The 22,212-nt window shown below is 68.6% G+C and carries 21 protein-coding genes and 1 pseudogene; 12 read left to right on the top strand and 10 right to left on the bottom strand.

Annotation, left to right across the window (positions count from 1 at the left end; all coding sequences use genetic code 11):
• Complete coding sequence (locus tag AB0M48_RS44360; RefSeq protein WP_363855011.1) at nucleotides 1-675, bottom strand: hypothetical protein; 675 nt, start codon at nucleotides 673-675, stop codon at nucleotides 1-3.
• Nucleotides 676-844: 169 nt separating this feature from the next.
• On the opposite strand from AB0M48_RS44360, the gene AB0M48_RS44355 reads away from it, so the two are divergent.
• Both AB0M48_RS44355 and cpt read left to right on the top strand, forming a co-directional pair.
• A complete protein-coding gene (locus AB0M48_RS44355) occupies nucleotides 845-2,164 on the top strand; it encodes an NAD(P)-binding domain-containing protein (RefSeq protein WP_363855008.1) in 1,320 nt (439 codons plus the stop codon).
• A 282-nt stretch (nucleotides 2,165-2,446) separates the two neighbouring features.
• On the top strand, nucleotides 2,447-2,974 hold the full coding sequence (gene cpt / locus AB0M48_RS44350; RefSeq protein ID WP_363855005.1) for a chloramphenicol phosphotransferase CPT: 528 nt from the start codon (nucleotides 2,447-2,449) through the stop codon (nucleotides 2,972-2,974).
• Nucleotides 2,975-3,266: 292 nt separating this feature from the next.
• Here cpt and AB0M48_RS44345 read toward each other — a convergent pair whose 3' ends face one another.
• Genes AB0M48_RS44345 through AB0M48_RS44335 form a run of 3 tightly spaced genes read right to left on the bottom strand, consistent with a single transcriptional unit; the run spans nucleotide 3,267 to nucleotide 6,419 of the window.
• A complete protein-coding gene (locus AB0M48_RS44345; protein WP_363855002.1) occupies nucleotides 3,267-4,769 on the bottom strand; it encodes an aldehyde dehydrogenase (NADP(+)) in 1,503 nt (500 codons plus the stop codon).
• The gene (locus AB0M48_RS44340; RefSeq protein WP_363854999.1) at nucleotides 4,766-5,590 is read right to left on the bottom strand and encodes an NAD(P)-dependent oxidoreductase; all 825 of its coding nucleotides are present in this window, start codon (nucleotides 5,588-5,590) and stop codon (nucleotides 4,766-4,768) included. The genes AB0M48_RS44345 and AB0M48_RS44340 overlap by 4 nt, the downstream gene beginning before the upstream one ends.
• Nucleotides 5,591-5,630: 40 nt before the next feature.
• On the bottom strand, nucleotides 5,631-6,419 hold the full coding sequence (locus AB0M48_RS44335; protein ID WP_266042096.1) for an IclR family transcriptional regulator: 789 nt from the start codon (nucleotides 6,417-6,419) through the stop codon (nucleotides 5,631-5,633).
• A 124-nt stretch (nucleotides 6,420-6,543) separates the two neighbouring features.
• Between AB0M48_RS44335 and AB0M48_RS44330 the strand changes: the two genes are divergently transcribed.
• From AB0M48_RS44330 to AB0M48_RS44285, 10 genes and pseudogenes are all read left to right on the top strand, one after another.
• On the top strand, nucleotides 6,544-7,863 hold the full coding sequence (locus AB0M48_RS44330; RefSeq protein ID WP_363854995.1) for a sugar ABC transporter substrate-binding protein: 1,320 nt from the start codon (nucleotides 6,544-6,546) through the stop codon (nucleotides 7,861-7,863).
• A complete protein-coding gene (locus AB0M48_RS44325) occupies nucleotides 7,860-8,831 on the top strand; it encodes a sugar ABC transporter permease (RefSeq protein WP_363854992.1) in 972 nt (323 codons plus the stop codon). The genes AB0M48_RS44330 and AB0M48_RS44325 overlap by 4 nt, the downstream gene beginning before the upstream one ends.
• A complete protein-coding gene (locus tag AB0M48_RS44320) occupies nucleotides 8,828-9,706 on the top strand; it encodes a carbohydrate ABC transporter permease (protein ID WP_363854989.1) in 879 nt (292 codons plus the stop codon). Before AB0M48_RS44325 ends, AB0M48_RS44320 begins: the two co-directional genes overlap by 4 nt.
• A gap of 8 nt (nucleotides 9,707-9,714) precedes the next feature.
• Nucleotides 9,715-10,617, top strand: a complete 903-nt coding sequence (locus tag AB0M48_RS44315) for a 5-dehydro-4-deoxyglucarate dehydratase (RefSeq protein WP_363854985.1) — start codon at nucleotides 9,715-9,717, stop codon at nucleotides 10,615-10,617.
• 13 nt (nucleotides 10,618-10,630) lie between these two features.
• Nucleotides 10,631-11,890, top strand: coding sequence for a glucarate dehydratase family protein (locus AB0M48_RS44310; protein WP_363854982.1), 1,260 nt, complete (start codon nucleotides 10,631-10,633; stop codon nucleotides 11,888-11,890).
• Nucleotides 11,884-13,014 (top strand): hypothetical protein, encoded by a 1,131-nt coding sequence (locus AB0M48_RS44305; RefSeq protein ID WP_363854979.1) that lies wholly within the window; start codon nucleotides 11,884-11,886, stop codon nucleotides 13,012-13,014. The genes AB0M48_RS44310 and AB0M48_RS44305 overlap by 7 nt, the downstream gene beginning before the upstream one ends.
• A 66-nt stretch (nucleotides 13,015-13,080) precedes the next feature.
• Nucleotides 13,081-13,551, top strand: coding sequence for a hypothetical protein (locus AB0M48_RS44300; RefSeq protein ID WP_363854976.1), 471 nt, complete (start codon nucleotides 13,081-13,083; stop codon nucleotides 13,549-13,551).
• 173 nt (nucleotides 13,552-13,724) lie between these two features.
• A complete protein-coding gene (locus tag AB0M48_RS44295; protein ID WP_363854973.1) occupies nucleotides 13,725-14,255 on the top strand; it encodes a hypothetical protein in 531 nt (176 codons plus the stop codon).
• 49 nt (nucleotides 14,256-14,304) lie between these two features.
• Nucleotides 14,305-14,460: pseudogene (locus AB0M48_RS44290) on the top strand (alpha/beta hydrolase); the annotation flags it as partial.
• Between the two features lie 319 nt (nucleotides 14,461-14,779).
• Nucleotides 14,780-14,941 (top strand): hypothetical protein, encoded by a 162-nt coding sequence (locus AB0M48_RS44285; protein ID WP_363855028.1) that lies wholly within the window; start codon nucleotides 14,780-14,782, stop codon nucleotides 14,939-14,941.
• A 25-nt stretch (nucleotides 14,942-14,966) separates the two neighbouring features.
• Here AB0M48_RS44285 and AB0M48_RS44280 read toward each other — a convergent pair whose 3' ends face one another.
• The 6 genes from AB0M48_RS44280 to AB0M48_RS44255 all read right to left on the bottom strand — a co-directional run bounded on the left by AB0M48_RS44280 (nucleotide 14,967) and on the right by AB0M48_RS44255 (nucleotide 22,179).
• Nucleotides 14,967-15,428 (bottom strand): hypothetical protein, encoded by a 462-nt coding sequence (locus AB0M48_RS44280; RefSeq protein WP_363854970.1) that lies wholly within the window; start codon nucleotides 15,426-15,428, stop codon nucleotides 14,967-14,969.
• Between the two features lie 168 nt (nucleotides 15,429-15,596).
• Nucleotides 15,597-17,252, bottom strand: coding sequence for a fumarate hydratase (locus AB0M48_RS44275; protein WP_363854967.1), 1,656 nt, complete (start codon nucleotides 17,250-17,252; stop codon nucleotides 15,597-15,599).
• A gap of 282 nt (nucleotides 17,253-17,534) precedes the next feature.
• Nucleotides 17,535-18,524, bottom strand: coding sequence for a sigma-70 family RNA polymerase sigma factor (locus tag AB0M48_RS44270; RefSeq protein ID WP_363854964.1), 990 nt, complete (start codon nucleotides 18,522-18,524; stop codon nucleotides 17,535-17,537).
• A gap of 250 nt (nucleotides 18,525-18,774) precedes the next feature.
• Nucleotides 18,775-19,200 (bottom strand): D-aminoacyl-tRNA deacylase, encoded by a 426-nt coding sequence (dtd, locus tag AB0M48_RS44265; RefSeq protein WP_363854961.1) that lies wholly within the window; start codon nucleotides 19,198-19,200, stop codon nucleotides 18,775-18,777.
• The gene (locus AB0M48_RS44260) at nucleotides 19,197-20,666 is read right to left on the bottom strand and encodes a methyltransferase (RefSeq protein WP_363854958.1); all 1,470 of its coding nucleotides are present in this window, start codon (nucleotides 20,664-20,666) and stop codon (nucleotides 19,197-19,199) included. The genes dtd and AB0M48_RS44260 overlap by 4 nt, the downstream gene beginning before the upstream one ends.
• Nucleotides 20,667-20,694: 28 nt before the next feature.
• The gene (locus AB0M48_RS44255; RefSeq protein ID WP_363854951.1) at nucleotides 20,695-22,179 is read right to left on the bottom strand and encodes a helix-turn-helix domain-containing protein; all 1,485 of its coding nucleotides are present in this window, start codon (nucleotides 22,177-22,179) and stop codon (nucleotides 20,695-20,697) included.
• Nucleotides 22,180-22,212: the final 33 nt, after the last annotated feature.

Below are 22,212 nucleotides of genomic sequence, written 5' to 3'. Positions count from 1 at the left end.
TTAGGCCGCGTTTTGCCTGTTCCACAAAGGAGTTTCCTCGGCGCTGACGAACTCCCAGGTGCCCTTGCGCACCTTCGCCTTGGTGATGTCGCCGCCGATGTCGGTGACGAACGCGCGCACAGTCGGCAGGTCGTCGACGTCCGCGATCAGGATCGCCTTGTTCTGCAACGTGACGCTGCCGCCGCCGAGCTTCTCGCGCGCGACCGCGTCCTTGAGCAGGCCTTCGCGGACCTGCGTCGCGGTGATGCCGTCGACCTCGACCTGGACGGCATCGACCTCCGGCGAGTTCGCGGGCAGGAAGCGGAACGTGAGCACCGACTCCTGCCGGAACTGCTTGCTGATCGTGGACGCGGTGTGGCGCAGGGTTTCCTCGTCGAGGGTGACGTCGAACTTGCGGGACCGTTCGAACGTCGTCTGCTGCAGGTCGCTCGACCAGAACACACCGTCAAGCAGTGTTGAACGGATGGTCACGCCACCGTTGGCGTGCACGATGCCGCGCACCTCGCGGTCGAACCGCACCAGTCTGTCCCGCAACCGCGGATCGGCGGGGTCGGTGATGATCGCGGTGTTGTTCGTCGCGAAGATCTCCGGGCACGGCAGCGGCGCGCCCGCCGCCGTGCCGGTGGAGACCGCGAACGCCAGTACCGAGGTGACTGCCACGAGAAGATTTCGCATGGGGCACAAAGTATTGGGCGGACCTGGTCCGGCACACCCCGTTCCACACAGCGGGCTACCGCGCGAGGTGCTCGCACCCGGTCGGCGCGACGACTGACCCGGAGCGTCTGACCAGGCCTTCGGTCACAACGATTGACAGCCGCTCCTAACGTGAAAATACTTCAGCCGCATGGAGCGTGTGTGCGTCATCGGAGCGGGATCGTCCGGCATCGCCGCTTGTCAGGTCCTCGGCGCCCGCGGCATCGAGTTCGACTGCTTCGAGACCGGGTCGGAGATCGGCGGCAACTGGCTCTACCTCAACGACAACGGCATGTCGTCGGCCTACCGGTCCCTCCACATCAACACCTCGCGGCAGATGATGGAGTTCAAGTCCTTCCCGATGCCCGCGAGGCTGCCCGCGTACCCCTCTCACTTCCAGATCGCCGAGTACTTCGACGACTTCGTGAAGCACCACGGCTTCCGCGACCGCATCCGGTTCCGGACCGAGGTCACCTCCGTCTCCGTTGCGCCGGGTGGCTACGCCGTCACGACGCGTGATCGCGACACAGGCGAGGAGGCTTCGGGGAGCTACGGATCAGTGATCGTCGCGAACGGACACCACTGGTCGCCGCGGATGCCCGAGCCCGCGTTTCCCGGCTCGTTCGACGGCGAACAGATGCATGCGCACTTCTACAAGACGCCCGAACGATTCGCGGACAAGAAGGTGCTGGTTCTCGGCATCGGCAACTCCGCCTGCGACATCGCGGTCGAGTCGTCGCGGGTCTCGGCGCGGACGTTCCTGGCGATGCGCCGCGGAGCGCACATCATGCCCAAGTACCTCTTCGGCATGCCGACCGATCACCTGACCACCTCGCCGCTCGCCCGCTTCGCACCCGCGTGGCTGCAGGCGCTGTCCCTGCGAGTGATGCTCCGGCTGGCGCGCGGCAAGCTCTCCGCCTACGGCCTGCCCGAGCCGTCGCACGGCATCCTCGCCGCGCACCCGACGGTGTCCGACGACCTGCTCACCCGGCTCGGGCACGGCGACATCACCGTGAAGCCGAACCTGTCGCGGCTCGACGGCTCCGGGGTCGTGTTCGCCGACGGGTCGCGCGAGGACGTCGACGTGATCGTCTATTGCACCGGTTACAAGGTGGAATTCCCGTTTCTCCCGGCGGCCGAGTTCCCGGCGGTGTCGTCCGCCGACAACGACGTGTCGCTGTATCGCCGGGTCGTGGATCCGGCGCATCCCGGGCTGTACTTCCTCGGGCTGATCCAGCCGCTGGGAGCGATCATGCCGCTGGCCGAGGCCCAGTCGGAGTGGATCGCCGACCTGATCTCCGGACGTGCGGCGCTGCCTCCGGTGGCGGAGATGAAAGCGGAGATCACCTCCTACCGGGAGCGGCTACGGCGCCGGTATGTGAAGTCGAAGCGGCACACGTTGGAGGTCGACTTCCTGGGGTACCAGCGGGAGCTGCAGCAGGAACGGCGAGCCGGCGCCGCCCGCCGCTGACTGCTCCAGTCGTCTGCTCCGGTCACGCTCGCCGCAAGGTCCGCACCGCTCGTTCAGTCGATCTTTGCAACGAGCCTTTTGACTTCGTCCGCAAACGTTTTTTGCATGCGGTGAGGGCGGGAACCGATATATCACTTGGTGTGAGGGCTGTGAGCTGGTCCTTAGCAATGGGTCTTTGACTTCGTCGTCAAAAGACCCATTGCTAAGGCGGTGACGGGTGGGAAGTGAGGGGTGAGGGCGGGGGCGGCTGGGTACCGTCGGGGCGTGTCGTCGAGTGCTCAAGTGATCGTTCTCAACGGTGGGTCCAGTTCGGGCAAGTCGGGGATCGCGCGGTGCCTGCAGGCGGTGTTGCCGGAGGCGTGGCTGGCGATCGGAGTCGACACGTTGATCGACGTGATGCCCGCGCGGTTGCGGCTCGGCTCGGAGGGGATCGGGTTCACGGGCGACGGTGAGGTCAGCGTCGGAGCCGAGTTCCGGGTGCTGGAGGACGCGTGGATGGCGGGCGTCGCCTCGATGGCGCGCTCGGGGGCACGGGTGATCGTGGACGACGTGTTCCTCGGTGGCGTCGAGTCTCGACGCCGGTGGGAGAAGGCACTCGACGGGCTGGACGTGGTGTGGGTCGGGGTGCGGTGTGATGCCGCCGTCGCGGCCGGGCGGGAGCTTGCTCGTGGTGACCGGGTCACCGGGATGGCCGAGGCGCAGGCCGAGTTGGTGCATCGCGGGATGAGGTACGACGTCGAGGTCGACAGCGCGAAGTCCGAGGCGGTCGAGTGCGCCAGGATGATCGCCGCGAGGATTGGGAGCGCTTAGGTGTCGGTCTGAGCGATCAGTTGCCGGTCAGGAACGTCTCATCAGGAAGCACGCGAAACCGCTTCCGCGGGCGGGCCCTCGCATGTTGTCGAGCACGCTGTAGTCGACGAGCAGGTCGAACGTCCCGGAGACGCCGGGATCGAGTCAGGTCTCGGGGCAACCACTCGATCGACAACGGCGGCGGCGTCGTGCGCTGGGCCTTCTTCAGGCCGACGACTGGCATCCCACGTCCTCCCAAAAGGAAACGGGGCCACTGACATGGTGTCAGCGGCCCCGCTCATTCGAAGATCCCTCAGTGCACGCCGAGCACACCGTCCACCCGGCGGGGGATGCCGAGCGGGTTCGCGTCCTGCAACTCTGCCGGGAGCAACGCGTCCGGCCACGACTGGTACGTCACCGGGGCGATCCAGCGGCGGATCGACGTGGCGCCCACCGACGTGTGCAGCGGGTTCGTCGTCGACGGCCACGGGCCACCGTGGTGCTGGCCCCACGCCACCGCGACACCGGTCGGCCAGGCGTTGAAGATGATCCGGCCCGCCACGCGCCGCAGGATCTCGGCGATCCGACCTGCCTCCGCGTGGTCCGACTCGGCGGCGTGCACCGTGCCGGTCAGCGTGCCCGGCAGCTTCGCCAGCACCGAGTGCAACTCCTCCGGCGACGAGTACGTCACGACCAGTGCGGCCGGGCCGAAGTGCTCCTCGGTCAGCTTCTCGAGGTTCTCCTCGAACACCTTCACCGACGTGCTGAACAGCAGCGGTGCCACGGCCCACGCCTCGTCCGGGCGGACACCCGTCGACACCACGGAGACGAGGTCCGACGCGGCCAGGGCGTCCGTGCCCGCCTTGTAGGAGTCGCACATCCGCTCGTTCAGCATCGCGCCACCCGACGAGGCGGCGACCGCCTCGCCCAGCGCCGCCACGATCGACTCCGGCGCGAACACGAGGCCGGGGTTCGTGCAGAACTGCCCGACACCCATCACCAGCGACTGCGCGAAACCGGCGGCGATCTCCGGGGTGGCCGCACCGGGCAGGATCACCGTGGGGTTGACGCTGCCGAGCTCGCCGTAGAACGGGATCGGGTCCGGCCGGCCCTGCGCCAGGTCGAACAGCGCCCGGCCGCCACCGGTCGAACCGGTGAAGCCGACGGCGCGCACCGCGGAGTGCTTCACCAGCGCGACACCGGACTCGGTGCCGTACACGATGCCGAACACGCCCTCGGGCGCACCGGCTTCACGCAGCGCGTCGATCACCACTCGGGCGGTCTCGCGCGACGTCGACGGGTGCGCCGAATGTGCCTTCACCACAACGGAACAACCGGACGCCAGCGCGGAGGCCGTGTCACCACCGGCGACCGAGAACGCGAACGGGAAGTTCGACGCGGAGAACACCGCGACCGTCCCCAGAGGACGGAGCACGCGCCGCAGCACCGGCCGCGGCGGGATGATGTCCGGGTTCGCCGTGTCCAGGGTGGCCTCGACGTAGCTGCCCTCGCGCAGCACCTCGCTGAACAGCCGCAGCTGGTTCGTCGTGCGCTTGAGCTCGGTCGTCAGCCGCGGCACGCCCAGTGCCGTCTCGCTGTCCGCGGTCTCCACGAGCAACGCCGACTCGGCGTCCAGCGCGTCCGCGACCTTCTCCAGCACCACGGCACGATCCGCCGCCGGAACGACCGACCACGCGGAGAACGCGACGGCCGCGGCGGACGCGATGCGGTCGACCTCGCTGTCGGGGGTCTTCGCAACCGGTTCGCCGTACGGCTCACCGGTGCGCGGGTTGTATCCCTGCACGACGTGGCTCAACGCCCTGCCTCCTTGACTGCCGTGTCGAAATCGGGGCCGCACCAGGCTCCACCCACGTACCTCGCCGCCGGCGACGAGGGGTCGAGTTCGCCGTGCTGCTCCAGCACGGCGGCCGCGTACTCCTCGGAGTCGTCCTGCGGCTCGTAACCCAGCGCACGGGCCTCGTCCAGCGAGAACCAGCCGCGCTTGTTGTTCGAAACGCCCCACACGATCCGGAAACCGGGTGACGGGGCGGAGAGGCACGCCTCAAACAGGCGCGCGCCGTCGTCCGGCGACATCCACGTCGACAGCATCCGCACGTCACGCGGCTTCTCGAAGCACGACCCGATGCGGATCGCGATCACGTCCATGCCGTAGCGGTCGGCGTACAGCGACCCCAACGCCTCCAGCGCCACCTTGGACACGCCGTAGTAGGTGTCCGGGCGCGGGAACGCGTAGTCGCCCGCTTCACCGTCGGCGCGTTCGAGATAGCCGACGGCGTGGTTCGAGCTGGCCAGGACGACCCGGCGGACGCCGGAACGCCGCGCGGCCTCCAGCACGGTGTGCGTGCCGTCGATGTTGACGCGCAGGATCTTGTCCCACGACTCCTCGAGGCTGTGGCCACCGAGGTGGATCACCGCGTCGACGTCCTCCATCGCGGCTTCCATCGCGGCCATGTCGGTCACCGAGGCCTCGACGAGCTCGACGTTCTCGCCGTCGGCGGCCGCGGGCAGCTCCGCGATGTCCAGCAGCCGCAGGACACGACCCTCCGCGGCGAGACGGGAACGCATGAGCGTTCCCACCCCGCCACCGGCGCCGGTGATCAGGATGCGTGCGGTCACGGGTTGGAACCCTCCGTCTTGTTCAGGTGTTTCGGCAAGCTCAGCGACCGAACTGGCGGAGGAGTTCGGTGATCGTCCGGGCGGCGTCGAGCAGAGCGGAGATGACCTGCCGCTCGTGCTCCGGGGTCAGCCTGCCCAGCGGGACCGAACAACTCATGGCGTCCAGCACGGGATTGCGGTACGGCAGCGCCACCGCGAAGCAGCCCAAGCCGGGCGTGTTCTCCTCGCGTTCGTGGGCGTAGCCGACGTTGCGGAACCCGGCGAGCTGTTCGTGCAACGCCGCCCGGTCGATCACGGTGTTCGGGGTCAGCGGCGCCAGGTCGTGGGGGAGGATCAGGTCGACCTCCTCCGGCGTGCGCGTCGAGAGCACGGCCTTGCCCAGCGACGTCGAGTGGGCGGGCAGCCGCCGGCCGACGCGCGAGACGACGCGCAGGTGGTGCTCGGACTCGCGGCTCGCCAGGTAGACGACGTCCGCGCCGTCCAAACGGGCAAGGTGCACGGTCTCGTTGATGTCCTGGCGGACCTGCTCCATCACGCGGATCGCCGCCCGCACGACAGGGTCGTGGTCCAAATAGGACGTACCGACGAGCAGCGCGCGCACGCCGATGCCGTACGTGCCCCTGTCCGAGTCGACCTCCACCCAGCCGCGCGCGACCAGCGTCTGCAACAGCATGTAGAGGCTGGACTTGGGATAGCTGAGCTCGCGGTGCAGCTCCGTGAGCGTCAGCCTGCGGTCTGACGCGGACAGCACCTCGAGCAGCTCCACCGTGCGGTCGGCGGACTTGACCGCGCCCGGACGTGCTGTGCCCTTGTCGATCGGCGACGCCACCTGGCCTCCTCGTAACAGGAAAGCAACTTGCCCTTGACACGTTGCTGTGTCGATTCTTACAGTCCTGCACCAGGTTCACAAGTACGACCCAGGTTCATATATCTGAACGCGAGGGGCTCCGACGATGCGCCGTGGAACTGCCACAACACTTGCCACGCTGGGCGTGGCCGCGCTGCTCGCGGGATGCGGCAGCGGTGGCACCACGGCCGCGTCGAGCAAGGACCCGAACAAGCCTCTGGAGGTGTGGACCCGCTCCACCGAGGCGACCGCGAAGGTCTACGAGAAGATCTTCAAGTCGTTCACCGAGAAGACCGGTGTGCAGGTCGACTACAAGCCGATCTTCAACGACTTCGACAAGCAGGTGCAGCAGCGCGCCGCGTCGAAGGACCTCCCCGACGTCGTCATCACCGACACCGGCTCGCTCGGCAACTTCGTCAAGCAGGGCTGGACGACCGAGGTCAACAAGGGTGACATCGCGGGCGGCGGCGACATCGTCGACCGCGCGTGGAACAACGGGAAGGGCGCCGACGGCAAGTTCTACGCCATTCCCTACTCCACCCAGGCGATGGTCACGCTGATCCGCAAGGACTGGCGCGAGAAGCTCGGCAAGCCGATCCCCACCACGTGGGAGGAGCTCGACGACCTCGCGAGGGCCTTCACCCGCAACGACCCCGACGGCAACGGGCAGAACGACACCTACGGCATGCTCGTGCCGGGCACGACCGACCGCGGCTACCTCGCGTGGTGGGCGGCCAGCTACATCTGGCAGGGCGGCGGCGACATCCTCGAGGACGAGGGCGACGGCAAGTTCCGCGTCGGCATCGACTCGCCGGAGTCGACCAAAGCCGTCGAACGGATGCGCAAGCTCTTCTGCGAGGACAAGGTCATGCAGCCCGGCTCGCTGACCCTGGGCACGAACGACGCGCACCCGCTGTTCGAGTCGGGCAAGAGCGGCATCTACCTCACCGGCCCGTACATGATCGGCCGCTTCGACAAGTCGGTCGGCAAGGACAAGTACGAGGTCGTCGCGTCCCCGAAGGGCCCGGCCGGCGCCACGGTGCTCGGTGAGGGCGAGAACATCTACCAGATGGCCGGCTCCGCCAAGACCGCCGACCAGAAGAAGCTCGCCGAGTACCTCATCACGCCCGAGGCGCAGCAGGCCGGCATGAAGGGCGACCCGCAGCCGGTCGTCCGCCTCCCCGTCAACAAGACCGTCGACGTCAACGCGACGTACAACGACCCGCGCTGGGCGACCGTGGCGGGCGTGTACTCCAGCGAGGCGCGGCCGTTCCCCAGCGTTCCGAACTTCGCGCCGTTCCGGCAGAAGACCTCGGAGACCCTGAACTCCATCTTCGCGAAGTGCCCCGCTGACTCCTCGGCCGAGCTGAAGACGCTCGCGGATGCGCTCAAGAAGGAACTCGAGAACCAGAAGGCGTCGAAGTGACGGCAGTTCAGTCACTCGGCGACACCCGAGACGTGGGCTCGACGGCTAGTGGCGGCGGTGCCGTCGAAACCCACCCCGTGAGGCGGCGCCGCCGGCGCCGCCTCACGGGAGCCACCTTCATCCCGTGGCTGTTCCTGCTCCCCGCGGCGCTGATCTTCCTGGTCTTCAAGTTCATCCCGATGGCGGAGGGCATCCGGCTCTCGCTGTTCGAGGTCCGGCCGTTCCTCGGCGACATCTTCGTCGGCTTCAAGAACTACGCGACGATCCTGCAGGACGAGAAGTTCCTGACCGCCAGCTGGCACACCCTTGTGCTGGCCGGCGGTCAGACCGTCGGCGCCATGGTGATCGGCTTCTTCCTGGCGTTGCTGCTGGAAGGCCACACCAAGTCGCTGTGGTTCGTGCGGTCCGCGGTGTTCCTGCCGGTCGTGGCGGCCACCGCGGTCATCGGTGAGATCTGGCGGCTGTTCTTCTACCCGGCACCCGAAGGCTTCCTCAACGAGCTCATCTCGTGGGTCGGCTTGGGGCCCTGGGAGTACATCCACAGCACCGACACCTCGCTGGTGTCGGTCATGTTCGTCGGCATCTGGAAGCACGCGCCGTACGACATGGTGCTGATCCTCGCCGGGCTCGCCGGCATCGACCGCCAGCAGTACGAGGCCGCCGCGATCGACGGCGCGACGACGCCGCAACGGATCTGGAACGTCACGCTCCCCGCGTTGCGGCCCGTCATCACGATCCTGCTGACGCTGGCGGCGATCCGCGGCCTGCGCGTCTTCACCGAGGTGTACGTGCTCACCGGCGGTGGGCCCGCCGGGTCGACCGACGTGTGGATGACCCGCGTCTACACCACGGCCTTCGAACAGTCCGAAGCCGGACTCGCCTCAGCTGGTTCTGTGCTCTTGTTCCTGGTTACCTTGGTTTTGACGGTCAGCGTGCAGTGGTACCGCCGGTGGAAGGAGGCGCGATGAGCGTCAACTCAAGTCGCTTCGACAGTGCCATCGGCTGGTCCTCCCGCCCGGACGCGTGGGTCGGCAGGGGCATCCGGTTCCTTTTCAGCGCCCTCGCTGTAATCCTTTTCTGCGGCCCGCTGCTGGTCATCTTCTCCGGCGCGTTCGACCACAACCCGGACCCGACCAAGCTGTCGATCATTCCGGACAACCCGTCGCTGATCAACTTCCAGGTCGCGGCGGAGAACAAGATCTGGCACTACCTGATGAACTCGTTGATCATCGCCGGTGGTGCGCTGCTGCTGCAGCTGTCGGTGAGCGTCTTCGCCGCATACGCGTTGGCGCGCAAGAAGTTCCGCGGTCAGGCCATCGCCCTGTTGGTCATTCTCGCCACGATGATGTTGCCTGAGGAGGTCATCGCGATCCCGCTGTCGCTGGTGATCGGAGACCTGCCTCTGGTGCACGTGAGTCTCAAGGGCACCCTGCTCGGCGTCATCCTCCCGCTGGGGGCTTGGGGTTTCTCCATCTTCGTCATGACGGAGTTCATGAAGGAGATCCCCAACGAGCTGGAGGAGGCGGCCAAAGTGGACGGTGCCGGGGAGCTGCGCCTCTTCGCGCAGATCATTCTCCCGCTGTGCAAGCCCGCGCTCGGCGTCATCGCCGTGTTCGGATTCAACATGATTTGGGAGCAGTACCTGCTCCCCCTGATCGTCGCCGCTGACCCCTCCGATTACACGCTCACGGTCGCACTCCTCGCGCTTCGGTCCGACGACATGGTCGGAACGGGCATCGTGCTGGCCGGTGCGTTGCTGGCACTGGTACCGAGCTTGGTCGTGTACCTGTCGCTGCAGAAGTCCTTCCTGCGTGGGATCACCACCGGAGCGATCAAGGGATGAGTCTGGTTATGCAACTCGATGGTGTGCTGTTCTTTCCGGTGACCCCGTTCGACAGCGAGGGGAACATCGCGTACGACGTGCTCGCCGAGCACGTCAAGCACGGTGTCTCCGCCGGGCCGGGCGCGGTGTTCGCCGCCTGCGGCACCGGCGAGTTCCACGCGCTGGAACTGGGCGAGTTCGAGCGCGCGGTGGCGGTCGCGGTCGAGGCGACCGCGGGCAAGGTGCCGGTGTTCGCCGGAGCGGGAGGTTCGGTCGCGGCGACCAAGCAGTTCGTGCAGGCGGCGGAACGCGCCGGCGCCAACGGCATCCTGCTGCTGCCGCCGTACCTGGTGACCAACCCGGCCGCCGGCCTCGTGCGGTACGTGGCCGAGGTCGCCGGTGCCACCGAACTGCCGATCATCGTCTACCAGCGCAACAACGCGCGGTTCACGCCGGAGACCGCCGTCGAGGTCGCGCGGATCCCGAACGTCGTGGGCTTCAAGGACGGCCTCGGCGACCTCGACCAGATGCAGCGCGTCGTGCTGTCCGTCCGTGCTAACGTTGACAAGCCGTTCCAGTTCTTCAACGGCCTGCCGACCGCGGAGATGACGCAGCTCGCGTACCGGGCCATCGGCGTCGAGCTGTACTCGTCGGCGGTGTTCTGCTTCGCGCCGGAGATCTCGATCGGCTTCTACAACGCCGTGCAGTCCGGCGACACCGGGCTGGTGAACCGCTTCCTCTTCGAGTTCTACAAGCCCCTGGTCGAGCTGCGGGACAAGGTTCCCGGCTACGCGGTCGCCCTGGTGAAGGCCGCGGTGCGCGCGAACGGCCTTGAGGTGGGCGGTGTGCGTCCGCCGCTGATCGACCCGTCGGACGAGCACCTCGCCGCGCTCGACAAGATCATCGCCGCGGGCAAGGCCCTGCTGAGCTGAGAGGGCGTTCGGCATGAAGATCACCGAGATTGTGCTGACACCGATCGCGTTCCGGGACCCGCCACTGCTCAACTCCGCGGGCGTGCACGAGCCGTGGGCACTGCGCACGATCGTCGAGGTGCACACCGACGAAGGAATTTCGGGGCTGGGGGAGACCTACGGCGACCTCGGGCACCTGGAGCGCTCGCGGTCCGTTGTGGACTCCTTGATCGGCCTCGACGTCTTCGCGTTGAACGAGATGCACACGCGGGTCGCCGCGGCGCTCGGCGGCGCGACCGGGCTGGACAACCACGGCCTGACCGGCAAGATCACGGCGGAGAGCACCGTCGACCGCGTGTACTCGCCGTTCGAGGTCGCCTGCCTGGACATCCAGGGCAGGGCGCTGGGACGCCCGGTGCACGACCTGCTGGGCGGCGCGGTCCGGTCGTCCGTGCCCTACTCGGCCTACCTGTTCTACAAGTGGGACGGGCACCCCGGCGCCGAGCCGGACGAGTGGGGCGAGGCGATCGACCCCGCCGGCATCGTGGCCCAGGCGGCCAGGATGATCGAGCGGTACGGCTTCGGGTCGATCAAGCTCAAGGGCGGTGTCTTCCCTCCGGAGCAGGAGATCGAGGCGATCCGCGCGCTGCGCGAGGCGTTCCCGGACCACCCGCTGCGGCTGGACCCGAACGCGGCCTGGTCCACGGCGACGTCGCTGAAGGTGGCGGCGGAACTCGACGGGGTGCTGGAGTACCTGGAGGACCCGACGCCGGAGATCTCCGGGATGGCGGAGGTGGCCGCGAAGGCGCCGATGCCGTTGGCCACCAACATGTGCGTGGTCGCGTTCGAGCACCTCAAGGCGTCTGTGGAACAGGACGCCGTGCAGGTGCTGCTGTCCGACCACCACTACTGGGGCGGCCTGCAGCGGTCGCGTCAGCTGGGGATGATCTGCCAGACGTTCGGCATCGGCCTGTCGATGCACTCGAACTCGCACCTCGGCATCTCGCTGGCGGCGATGACGCACCTGGCGGCGGCGACGCCGAACCTGAACTACGCGTGCGACACGCACTACCCGTGGAACGCCGCGGACGAGGTCGTGGAGCCCGGGGTGCTGTCCTTTGTGGATGGCGCGGTGCCGGTTCCCGTGACGCCGGGACTCGGTGTGTCGCTGGATCGTGACGCGCTGGCGCGGATGGCCGAGAACTACGTTCGTTGCGGCATCATCGCTCGTGACGACACGGGCTACATGCAGAAGTTCGACCCGAGCTACGAGAGGAAGCGCCCCCGGTGGTGAAGTCGGTGGTCCACGCCTATCCGTGGGACCTGATCGGAGACCCTGACGCCGTCGCGCGGTATCAGGACCTCGGGGTCGACGCGATCGCCCTCGCGGCGTCGTATCACACCGTGCGGGCCGCGACGCCGCTTCATCCCTCGCATCGGATGGTCGATGCGAGGCACGCGGCGCTCTACCTGCCGGTGCGCGAGTCGAACTACGGCCGCCTGGTGCCGGCGGAACCGTCCTGGATGGACGGTTCCGACTCGTTCGGTGCCGCGGCGGCCCTGGTTCGTGCCGCCGGCCTGCCGGTGTACGCGTGGACCGTGCTGACGCACAACTCGCGCCTAGGTGACCTGCACCCGGACGTGACCGTGGTGAACGCGTTCGGGGATCGCTACCCGTACGCGCTGTGCACCGCGCAGCCCGACGTCGTCGAGTACACGTCGGCGCTGGTGTCCGAGGTGCTGGAGCTCGGCGCGCCGGACGGGATCATCCTGGAGGCCTGCGGGCCGCTGGGGTTCTTCCACGGCGGGCACCACGAGAAGACCGACGGCACGGACTGGAACGCGGTGCAGCAGAAGCTGTTGTCGCTGTGCTTCTGCTCTGCCTGCACCGCCCTGTACGCCGACCCGGATGCCCTGCGTGAAGCGGTCCGGGCCGGGGTCGATCGCGGCGCGTCCAGCGTCGAGGAAGCGCTGGGCGCGCTCGCGGACGACGTTCGAGCGGTGCGCACCGGCGTGGTGCGGTCGTTGCGGCAGAGGCTGGTGCCGGAGATCCGCGCTGCCGCGCCCTCGATCCGGATCGGCATGCACGTGACGGCGGACCCCTGGGGCACCGGGCCGTTCGCCACCGTGGCCGGTGGTGTCGACGCCGACGTCGACGTCCTGACGACGATGTGCTGGCCCGGCCCGGAGGTCGCCGTCCCCGGCATCGAGGCTCTTCGCTCCGTCGCCCCGGACATGCGGATCGCGGCGTACGTGCTGGGGCTGCCGCCGAAGCCGGCCGACGGTGCGGCGTTGTCGAAGGAGTGGCTCGCGTACCTCGACGCCGGCGTGGAGGAGTTCCACCTCTACCACGGTGGTCTCGCGTCCGCGGCACGGCTGGAAGCTCTGCGAGAGGCTGTAACTTCCGTTAGCCGCTAACTGTGAAGAGAAGTCCCTGAGAGAAGTCGCTGCAACCCGCTGTGAGCGCGGTTCCGTCCTCTTCACATGAGGCACATAGGAACCGTAGTTGGCACTGGCGTCCTGCTGCTGGTCATCTCGGCCTGTGGCGGCGCGCAGAACGCGGGCACAGGGGCAGGTGGCGGTCAGGAGTTGCCGACCGCCACCTCCTCCTCCGAGGTGCCCCCGAACACCCCACCCGGAGAAGTGCCGCCGGACGGCAAACCCGTGACGAAGCTCGACGCCAACGCGCTCGCGCCGGATCAGCCGCGCACCGTGTGGACACAGGGCGACGGGAAGACAGTCGGAGTCGTGGCCCAGGAGGGCGGATGTGGCAAGGCGAGCGCGTCCGTGCTGGAGCAGAACGCTTCCACGGTGAAGATCGAGCTGCTCGAGACGCTGCCGCTGACCAAGCAGATGTGCACCATGGACATCCGCTTCCCTCCGTTGACGGTGCAGCTGTCCGAGCCCCTTGGTGAGCGCACGGTCGTGCTGACGTCGCGGCAGGAACAGAAGTAGACCTTCCTCCCCCCCACGGTGCCCGGTCGGCAACTGCCCCGCCGGCCGGGCATCTCTACTTCCGTGACCTGCTTCCGGGCGTACTTCTGGGGACTGGTCCGGGAAAATTCCACCGGACACATCGCGAGACATTTGACAGGGACTTCTTGTCCCGGTTTGCGAGGATGGTGCGCATGAGAAACGCCGTCGCTGCCGTTGCTCTCGCTGTCGTGCTCGTCGGCTGCTCGTCCGGCACGCAGTCCAGCGCGCCCGGCTCCAGTTCGTCGGGCGCCTCGCCCACGGGCACCACCGCACCCGGTTCGAGCGGCACCCCCGGCTCGTCCGGCACGAACCCCACCGCTCCCGCCCCGCCTCCGGTCTCGATCTCGGAGGAGAAGCCCGTCGTGCCGCCCAACGTCACGCCCGTGGCGAAGGACAAGGTCGACACGACATCGTTGTCAGACACCTACCGCGACGAGGTCTACGTCTTCGGCGACGGCCGCGACGTCGAGGTCTTCGGCGTGGGCGGTGGCTGCAAGGAGGCCCGCGCCGAGATCACCGGGCAGTCCGCGGACGTCGTCCAGATCACGCTGGTCACGATCACCAAGCAGCCTCCGGGCACCCTGTGCAGCCAGGAGGTCCGTCAGGTGCCACTGGCGGTCCGCCTGGACGCGCCTCTCGGGAACCGTCGCCTGGTGCTCGAAGCCCGCGAGGAAACCGGCTGATACGTGGATTTCCAGCCCGTTGACGATGTACGGCCCGTAGACCTGCCGTATGGCGATCGCGTACTGCGTGTGTACGAAGTGGGTACAGGCCTCCGCCGCCGCTGATGTAGCGCACATCGCCGACTCGCTCGGCGTCTCGAAGTTCGCGGTCGTCGGACACTCCGGCGGCGCACCACACGCCCTCGCGTGCGCCGCCCTGTTGCCCGACCGCGTCACCGCCGTCGTGGCCGGCGCGTCGTTGGCACCCTTCGACGCGACCGGCCTCGACTGGTTCGCCGGCATGATCGCCTCAGGTGAGGCCTCACTGCGTGCCGCGGCGGCCGGTCGAGCGGCCAAGGAGGCCTACGAGGCGTCCGGTGCTCCCTACGACCCGGAGTTCACTCCCGCCGACCTCGAGGCGCTCGACGGCCCGTGGTCGTGGTTCGGCAAGGTCGTGGGGCCCGCGCTGGCAGGCGGACCCGGCCCGTTGATCGACGACGACCTCGCCTACGTCACGCCCTGGGGCTTCGACCCGCGTACCTGCCCTGCTGCTGCACGGCGAACGCGACGGCATGGTCCCGGCCTCGCACAGCCGCCGGCTCGCGGCACGGATCCCCGGTGCCGAACTCCGCCTGACCCCGCACGACGGCCACATCTCGGTCCTCGCCCACGCCCCGGCCGCCCTCGACTGGCTGCTGGCCCGCTAGCAGGCCGGCAGCCGACCTCGCCGCCCTATTGCGGGTAGTAGTAGCCGTGCTCGGCGATGCTGTCGCGGTCCAGGTTGACGGGCGGGCTGCACCAGGTCAGGTCCTGACTCGGGCACACCTGGATCTTGACGCGGTCGAAGCCCCCGACCAGGTTGGGGGCTTCGAGAACCAGGGGGCCGAAAGACCGGTCCTCGCCGGGACTCGCGGTCCTCGTGTCGCTGTCGACCTTCTGGGCTCCGGCGTACGCGGTGAAGAAGACGGTCGTGGAATTGGACGGGTACTTGTCCACGACATGCCCGTGAAGGGTGGCGCTTCGATTTCCCCAGGTCACGGACCCGGTGCTGAATCCGGTCAAGAGCTCGTCGTTGACGTTCCACGTGTCGTTGGGCCATGCGCTCGCCCCGGCCTGCCCGGCCTGGACGAACGACAGCGCCAGCATCCCGGCGGCCATCGCGGCGACCCTGGCCGCCCACTGTCTGCTCGGCATCGACGTTCCTCCCTCGGTCGACACCCCGCACATCGCGGGGCGTCACGAGCAGGGCACGCTCCGAAGCCGTGGACCGTTGTCCTTTCGCATGCGGTTCACCCGGATGCCACGAAGCCGCCCACGCCCCGCCGACGACTCGGTGAGGCCCAGACGGCTCCGTGAAGGGGTCTAACGGCGGAAACTGATCTGCAGGGTCGGCGTGGACGTCTCCGCGAAGAAGTCGTTGCCCTTGTCGTCGACCACGACGAAGGCGGGGAAGTCCTCGACCTCGATCTTCCAGACCGCTTCCATGCCCAGCTCGGGGTATTCGAGCACCTCGACCTTGCGGATGCAGTCCTGCGCCAGCCGCGCCGCCGGGCCACCGATCGAGCCCAGGTAGAAACCGCCGTGCGACGAGCACGCGTCGGTCACCTGCTTGGAGCGGTTGCCCTTGGCGAGCATCACCAGCGAGCCGCCCGCGGCCTGGAACTGCTCCACGTAGGAGTCCATGCGGCCGGCCGTGGTCGGGCCGAACGACCCGGAGGCGTAGCCCTCGGGCGTCTTGGCCGGGCCGGCGTAGTAGACCGGGTGGTCCTTGAGGTACTGCGGCATCTCCTCGCCGGCGTCGAGGCGTTCCTTGATCTTGGCGTGCGCGATGTCGCGCGCCACGACCAGCGGGCCGGTCAGGGACACGCGGGTCTTCACCGGGAGCTTGGTGAGGATCTCGCGGATCTCCGGCATGGGGCGGGTGAGGTCGATCTGGACGACCTCGTCGGACAGGTCCTCGTCCTCGATCTCGGGCAGGAACCGGGCCGGGTCGCGTTCCATCTGCTCCAGGAACACGCCCTCGGCCGTGATGCGGGCCTTGGCCTGGCGGTCGGCCGAGCACGAGACCGCGATGCCGACCGGGAGGGACGCGCCGTGGCGGGGGAGGCGGATGACGCGCACGTCGTGGCAGAAGTACTTGCCGCCGAACTGGGCGCCGATGCCGAAGTTGCGGGTGAGTTCGAGGACCTGCTGCTCGAGGTCCGTGTCGCGGAACGCGTGGCCCGCGGTCGAGCCCTCGGCCGGCAGGGTGTCGAGGTAGCGGGCGGAGGCGAGCTTCGCGACCTTGAGGTTCTGCTCGGCGGACAGGCCACCGACGACGACCGCGAGGTGGTACGGCGGGCAGGCCGCGGTGCCGAGCGAACGCAGCTTCTCGTCCAGGAACGACGCGAGGCGCTTCGGGTTCAGCACCGCCTTCGTCTCCTGGTAGAGGAACGTCTTGTTCGCGCTACCGCCACCCTTGGCCATGAACAGGAACTCGTACACTGGCTCCTGGCCGGGCTTATGGAACACCTCGATCTGCGCGGGCAGGTTGGTGCCGGTGTTCTTCTCGTCCCAGAACGTCACCGGAGCCATCTGCGAGTAGCGCAGGTTGAGCTCCTGGTAGGCCTCGTAGACGCCGCGGGCCAGGGCCTTCTCGTCGTCGCCGCCGGTCAGGACGGTCTCCGAACGCTTGCCCATGATGATCGCCGTGCCGGTGTCCTGGCACATCGGCAGCACACCACCGGACGAGATGGCGGCGTTGCGCAGCAGGTCCATGGCGACGAAGCGGTCGTTGCCGGAGGCCTCGGGGTCGTCGACGATCTTGCGCAGCTGGGCGAGGTGCGACGGGCGCAGCAGGTGCTGGATGTCCCGGATCGCCTCCTTCGCGAGCAGCGTCAGCGTCTCGGGGGCGATCTCCAGGAACTTGCGGTCACCGGCCTCGATGAGCTTGACCCCGTCGGAGGTGACGAGGCGGTACTCGGTCTCGGTGTCCTTCGCGAGCGGGAGGACGTCGGTGTACTCGAATGTGGTGGGCACGGGGTACACAACTCCAACGGTGTGCAGTTCGGATCGGAAAACCGTACCGCCCTCAAAGGGACCTTCCGGTCCCCGTCCACCGTGTTCTTCGCAACGACGTTCCTCGCGGGGGCCGCGAACGCGGAAGGCCGGGGCGGCCCCCGGCCGTCCCGACCTTCCTTCGCGTGCTAACCCGACTCACGACGGGCGTCGCGTGGCTCTGGTAACGCCCGACCGTGCCGTGAGTTGAGTCACAAGTCAATACTGCCCGGCAGGTGAGACCCGACCGTGACGCCTCCGGTACTAGGAGGCGTACGCCCGCAGCTTCGCGGCGCGTTCGCCCTGGCGGAGCTTCGACATGACCTCGCGCTCGATCTGACGGACCCGCTCGCGCGACAACCCGAAGCGCTTGCCGATTTGGTCGAGGGTGCGCGGCTGGCCGTCCTCCAGGCCGTAGCGCAGCCGGATCACGGCCTGCTCGCGCGGCTCCAGCGTCGCGAGAACGCGGCGCAGGTCGTCCTGCAGCAACCCGGAGATGACGGCGCTCTCGGCGTCGGTCGCGTCCGAGTCCTCGATGAAGTCACCGAGGGGAGCGTCCTCCTCCGTGCCGACCGGCATGTCGAGCGATACCGGGTCACGAGCGTGGTCGAGCAGGTCGGCGACCTTGTCCGGGTTGAGGCCGGCTTCCTTCGCGAGCTCCTCGTTCGTCGCCTCGCGGCCGAGCGTCTGGTGCAGGTCGCGCTTGATCCGCGCGAGCTTGTTCACCTGCTCGACGAGGTGGACGGGGAGGCGGATGGTGCGGCCCTGGTCGGCCATGCCGCGGGTGATCGCCTGGCGGATCCACCACGTCGCGTACGTCGAGAACTTGAAGCCCTTGGTGTAGTCGAACTTCTCGACCGCGCGGATCAGGCCCAGGTTGCCTTCCTGGATCAGGTCCAGCAGCGGCATGCCGCGGCCCGTGTAGCGCTTGGCCAGCGACACGACGAGTCGCAGGTTGGCCTTGAGCAGGTGGTCCTTGGCACGGCGGCCGTCGCGGACGAGCTCTCCCATCTCGTCGCGACGCGTGGGGGTGAGGCGCTTGGCCGTCTCCAGGACGTGCTGCGCGAACACACCGGCCTCGATGCGCTTGGCGAGCTCCACCTCCTCTTCGGCGGTGAGGAGCGCGGTCTTGCCGATTCCGTTCAGGTAGACTCGAACGAGGTCGGCTGCTGGTCCTTGCGCGTCGAGTTCGTGCTCGACGACGGCGGGCGTGTTCTCTCCGACTTCACGGTCGGAGATCCTCGTGACGGTCATGGATCTCCCTCCCCCTGGTGCGGGCGACGCTGCTGTCGGTCAGGACAGTCGCGCGTGGCGGTCAAGGCGGCGCGGCGCTGCGCCCTGGTTGCCGGTTGCGGCGGGCCCGCTCGGGATCCCATCGCTAGCTGGCTGATACCTGGGTAACGAACCCGATTCCGAATTCGTTCCCGACTTCCATGACCTGAAGACGTCGCCACTGTCACAGCGGTTGCGCGCCTAATCTGAGGATTAGCTGAGAACCGTTTAGTCAGAGTTCGACGATCACCGTGAACGGTCCGTCGTTCACGCTCCGTACCTTCATCTCGGCTCTGAATCGTCCCGTTTCGACACGCGCGCCCTTTTGGCGTAGTTCCTGCACGACGGCGTTCACCAACGGTTCCGCGTGCTCGGGCCGGGCGGCCGCCGTCCAGGACGGACGGCGGCCCTTCCGGGTGTCCCCGTAGAGGGTGAACTGGCTGACGACCAGCAGCGGAGCACCTGTCGACTCGCACGACCGCTCGTCGTCGAGGATGCGCAGACCATGCAGCTTCTGCGCCATTTTGCGGGCGTGCTCGGCCGTGTCGTCGTGGTGGACGCCGAGCAGCACCAGCAATCCGGGCTCGTCGATCGCGCCGACGATCGCCCCTTCGACTTCGACACTCGCTTCTGTGACGCGCGCCACAACTGCTTTCACGCGGGAATCAGCATTCCGTGCCGGATGAGATCACGAACGATCGGCAAGGCCGCTTCTGCATCGATTTCTCCGTACGCGAACTCGAGCAGTGCGAGCAGGTCTTCCAGCGGCAACGCGCCGTTGCAACCGGCGACGAGCTTGGCGGTCGCCTCGTCGACCTCGTGCTGCCAGCCGGGCCCGTCGGTGCGGTGCAGCCGGGCCACGACCTTGCGCCAGCCCTCGTCGCCCGGCTCGGAGACCTCCTCGAGCAGCACGGTGTCGGCGACCCGGAACCGCCGGCTCAGCAGATCGGGGTTGGCGCGCAGCCACGCGACGTTGTCGAGCCAGCGCGCCGCCTCCGGACCCAGCGGGTCGTCGTAGGCGTGCCGCAGGTCTTCGCAGATGACCTGGGAGTGCATCTCGTCGGTGCGCCGCAGCGTCACGTACCCGAAGCCGACGCCCTGGACGTCGTTCTCCTCGAACCAGTCCAGCCACGCCGCGGCCTTCTGCCGGCCCTCGGGGCTGCGCGGGTCGACGCCCGCGTCCTTGAGCCACGTGCCGACGTACAGGGCGGGCTCGGCGATGTCGCGCTGCACGAACCACGCGTCGATGCCGCCGCGCGGGAGCCAGCCGGAGACGCGCTCCTCCCAGTCCTCACCCTTGCGGTGCACCCACGACGCGAGCAGCTGGCCGACGCCGCCCTCGTTGAGGAAGGCGGGCAGCTGCCGGATGACCAGCGCCGACGCGTCGTCACCGCCGAGGCCGGAGTCGCGGTAGACGAAGTCCACCCGCGGCGGGCCGACGACGAACGGCGGGTTGCACACGACCTGGTCGAACCGCCGGTTGCGGACCGGCCCGAACCACTCGCCCTGCAACGTCTCCACGTTGAGCTCGTTCATGCGGAACGTGCCCTGCGCGAGCCTCAGCGCGCGCTCCGACAAGTCGGTCGCGGTGATCTTCTGAGCGTGTGTGCCGGCGTGCAGCGCCTGGACGCCGCAGCCGGTGCCGAGGTCGAGCAACGTGCCGACGGGAGTGCGCTTGGTCGCGCGGGCGAGGCTGATGGACGCGTGACCGACACCGAGAACGTGGTCCTCGGGAACGGCGCTGCCGCGCAGATCCGAGTCGAGATCGGCGACGACCCACCAGTTGTCCTCGTACGGCCGGACGTCGAGCCCTGCCTTCAGGCTGTTCGCACCGGAGACGGGGGCCAGGACCTCGTTCTTGACGGCGTCGTCGATGTCGACACCGTCCAGCGCCCTGCGGACGTCCTGCTCGGGCTCGTGGTCGCCGAGCAGGAACATGCGGATCAGCGTGCCGAGCGACCCGGCGTCCTTGCTCGCACGGCGGGCGGGCTCGGGCTCGCCGCGGCCGAGTGCGGCGTGGGCCTGCGGGCCGAGCGCGTCGACGACGCCGTCCGCGGTGTAGCCGGTGTTCAGGAAGGCCTCGCGCAAACGGGCGCACAGTTCAACGGAAAGATCGGGGTGCACGGGTGGAGATGCTTTCACGCCCCGTGGCTCACCGCGTGATCTGGAGGGCGATGGCCATCGCGAGCCGCTGGTCGGGATCGTCGAGGGGTAGTGGCGTCACCTCGGCCATCTTCTGCATCCGGTACCGCAACGTGTTCGGGTGGACGTTGAGCTCCCTGGCCGCCGCCCGCACGTCGCCCTGAGCCGTCAGCCACGCCCTCAACGTCGTCGCGTACTGCGTTCCGTACTCGGCGTCGTGCCGCAATATGTTGGATATCGGCCCGCGGGTCGGCAGTCGTCCGGCCTCGGCGACGGCGGCGAGCCGGTGCAGCAGGACCCGGGCCCACGCGTCGTCGTACACAACCGGTACACCGGTCGAGAGCGCGAGGCATTCATCCGCCTCCTGCCGTGACGCCGGCAGCTGCGTCGCCTCGGCCGGCCCTCCGATGCCTGCCAGGACCGTCGCCTCGGCGGGCAGCTCGCGCACCAGCGAACGCACCCACGCGACGGCGTCGTCGGCGGCCGGGATGACGGTGTAGAGGACGTTGCCGAACAGCGCGCTGCGCCCTGGCCGCGACCAGCCGAAACCGGCGGTCGCCCGCTGGAACGCGAGCATCGCCGCGCCGTGCTCGCCCTCACCCGCGTGGGCCTGCACCGCGATCACCCGCAGATCGGCGGACGGCAGCCCGAGGCGCGCGACGTCGGCGGACTCGGGCTGTTCGAGCAGCCGGATCACCAGATCGGCCTCAGCCTGGCGTTCGAGGTCCGTCGACGCGCGCGACCGCAACAGGTGCAACGCCGCCGTGCGCGCGCCGTCGACCAACGCGGCACTACGAGCAGCGTCCACCGGCCCCGTCACCTCGACCCACACGGACCCGAGCAGCTCACGACCCGCCCGCACCGCGGCGACGAGCCGGTTGCCCAGTTGCGGGGTCAGCTTGGGCACGAAGATCGGCTCGTCCGACGACGCGAGGTGCGTGAACACGCCGAACTCGTCCAGCGCCCGCCGGGCCTCCTCCGGCACCCGCCGCCCGAGGATCGTCTGCACGCGCACGGGGTCGACGTCCTCCTGCCGGTAGGAGTACGCGAGCACGCGGGACTGCTGGTCCTCGATCGTCACCGGCCCGCCTACCACGCCCGCGATCACGTCGGCCAGCCCGAACAGGTCCCCGGTCCGCGTACCGCCGTTGACCAGCGTCTGCGTGACGTTCGCGAGCTGACTCCACGGCACGGACGGGTCCACGAGCAACACCGCGGCGCCGGACTTCTTGGCCGCGGCGATCACCCGTTCGTCAAGTGGCGGCTTGCCGTGCAGCACCACCGCGGACGCCACCGTGGAGGACACGAGTCGTGCCGCCGCCGCGACCGACGGCGTGCCGAGCCCGAGAAGCACGTCACCCGCGGTCGCCGGCGTGTTCTCCGCCGGATCGTGCAGGGCGACCCCGCGGAGTTCGGCGTCGCGCCCTCTCGGCGCGCAGGCCAGGTGCGTGCCCAGACTGCCGAGCACGTCCACGAGGCGATCAAGGGCGACCACCCGCGGATGTTAACCGCCGACCGGCCGTCCCCG

This window comes from Lentzea sp. NPDC051208 (assembly GCF_040682435.1).
GTDB classification, from domain to species: domain Bacteria; phylum Actinomycetota; class Actinomycetes; order Mycobacteriales; family Pseudonocardiaceae; genus Lentzea; species Lentzea kristufekii.
This window is presented reverse-complemented; position numbering and strand designations above follow the sequence as displayed.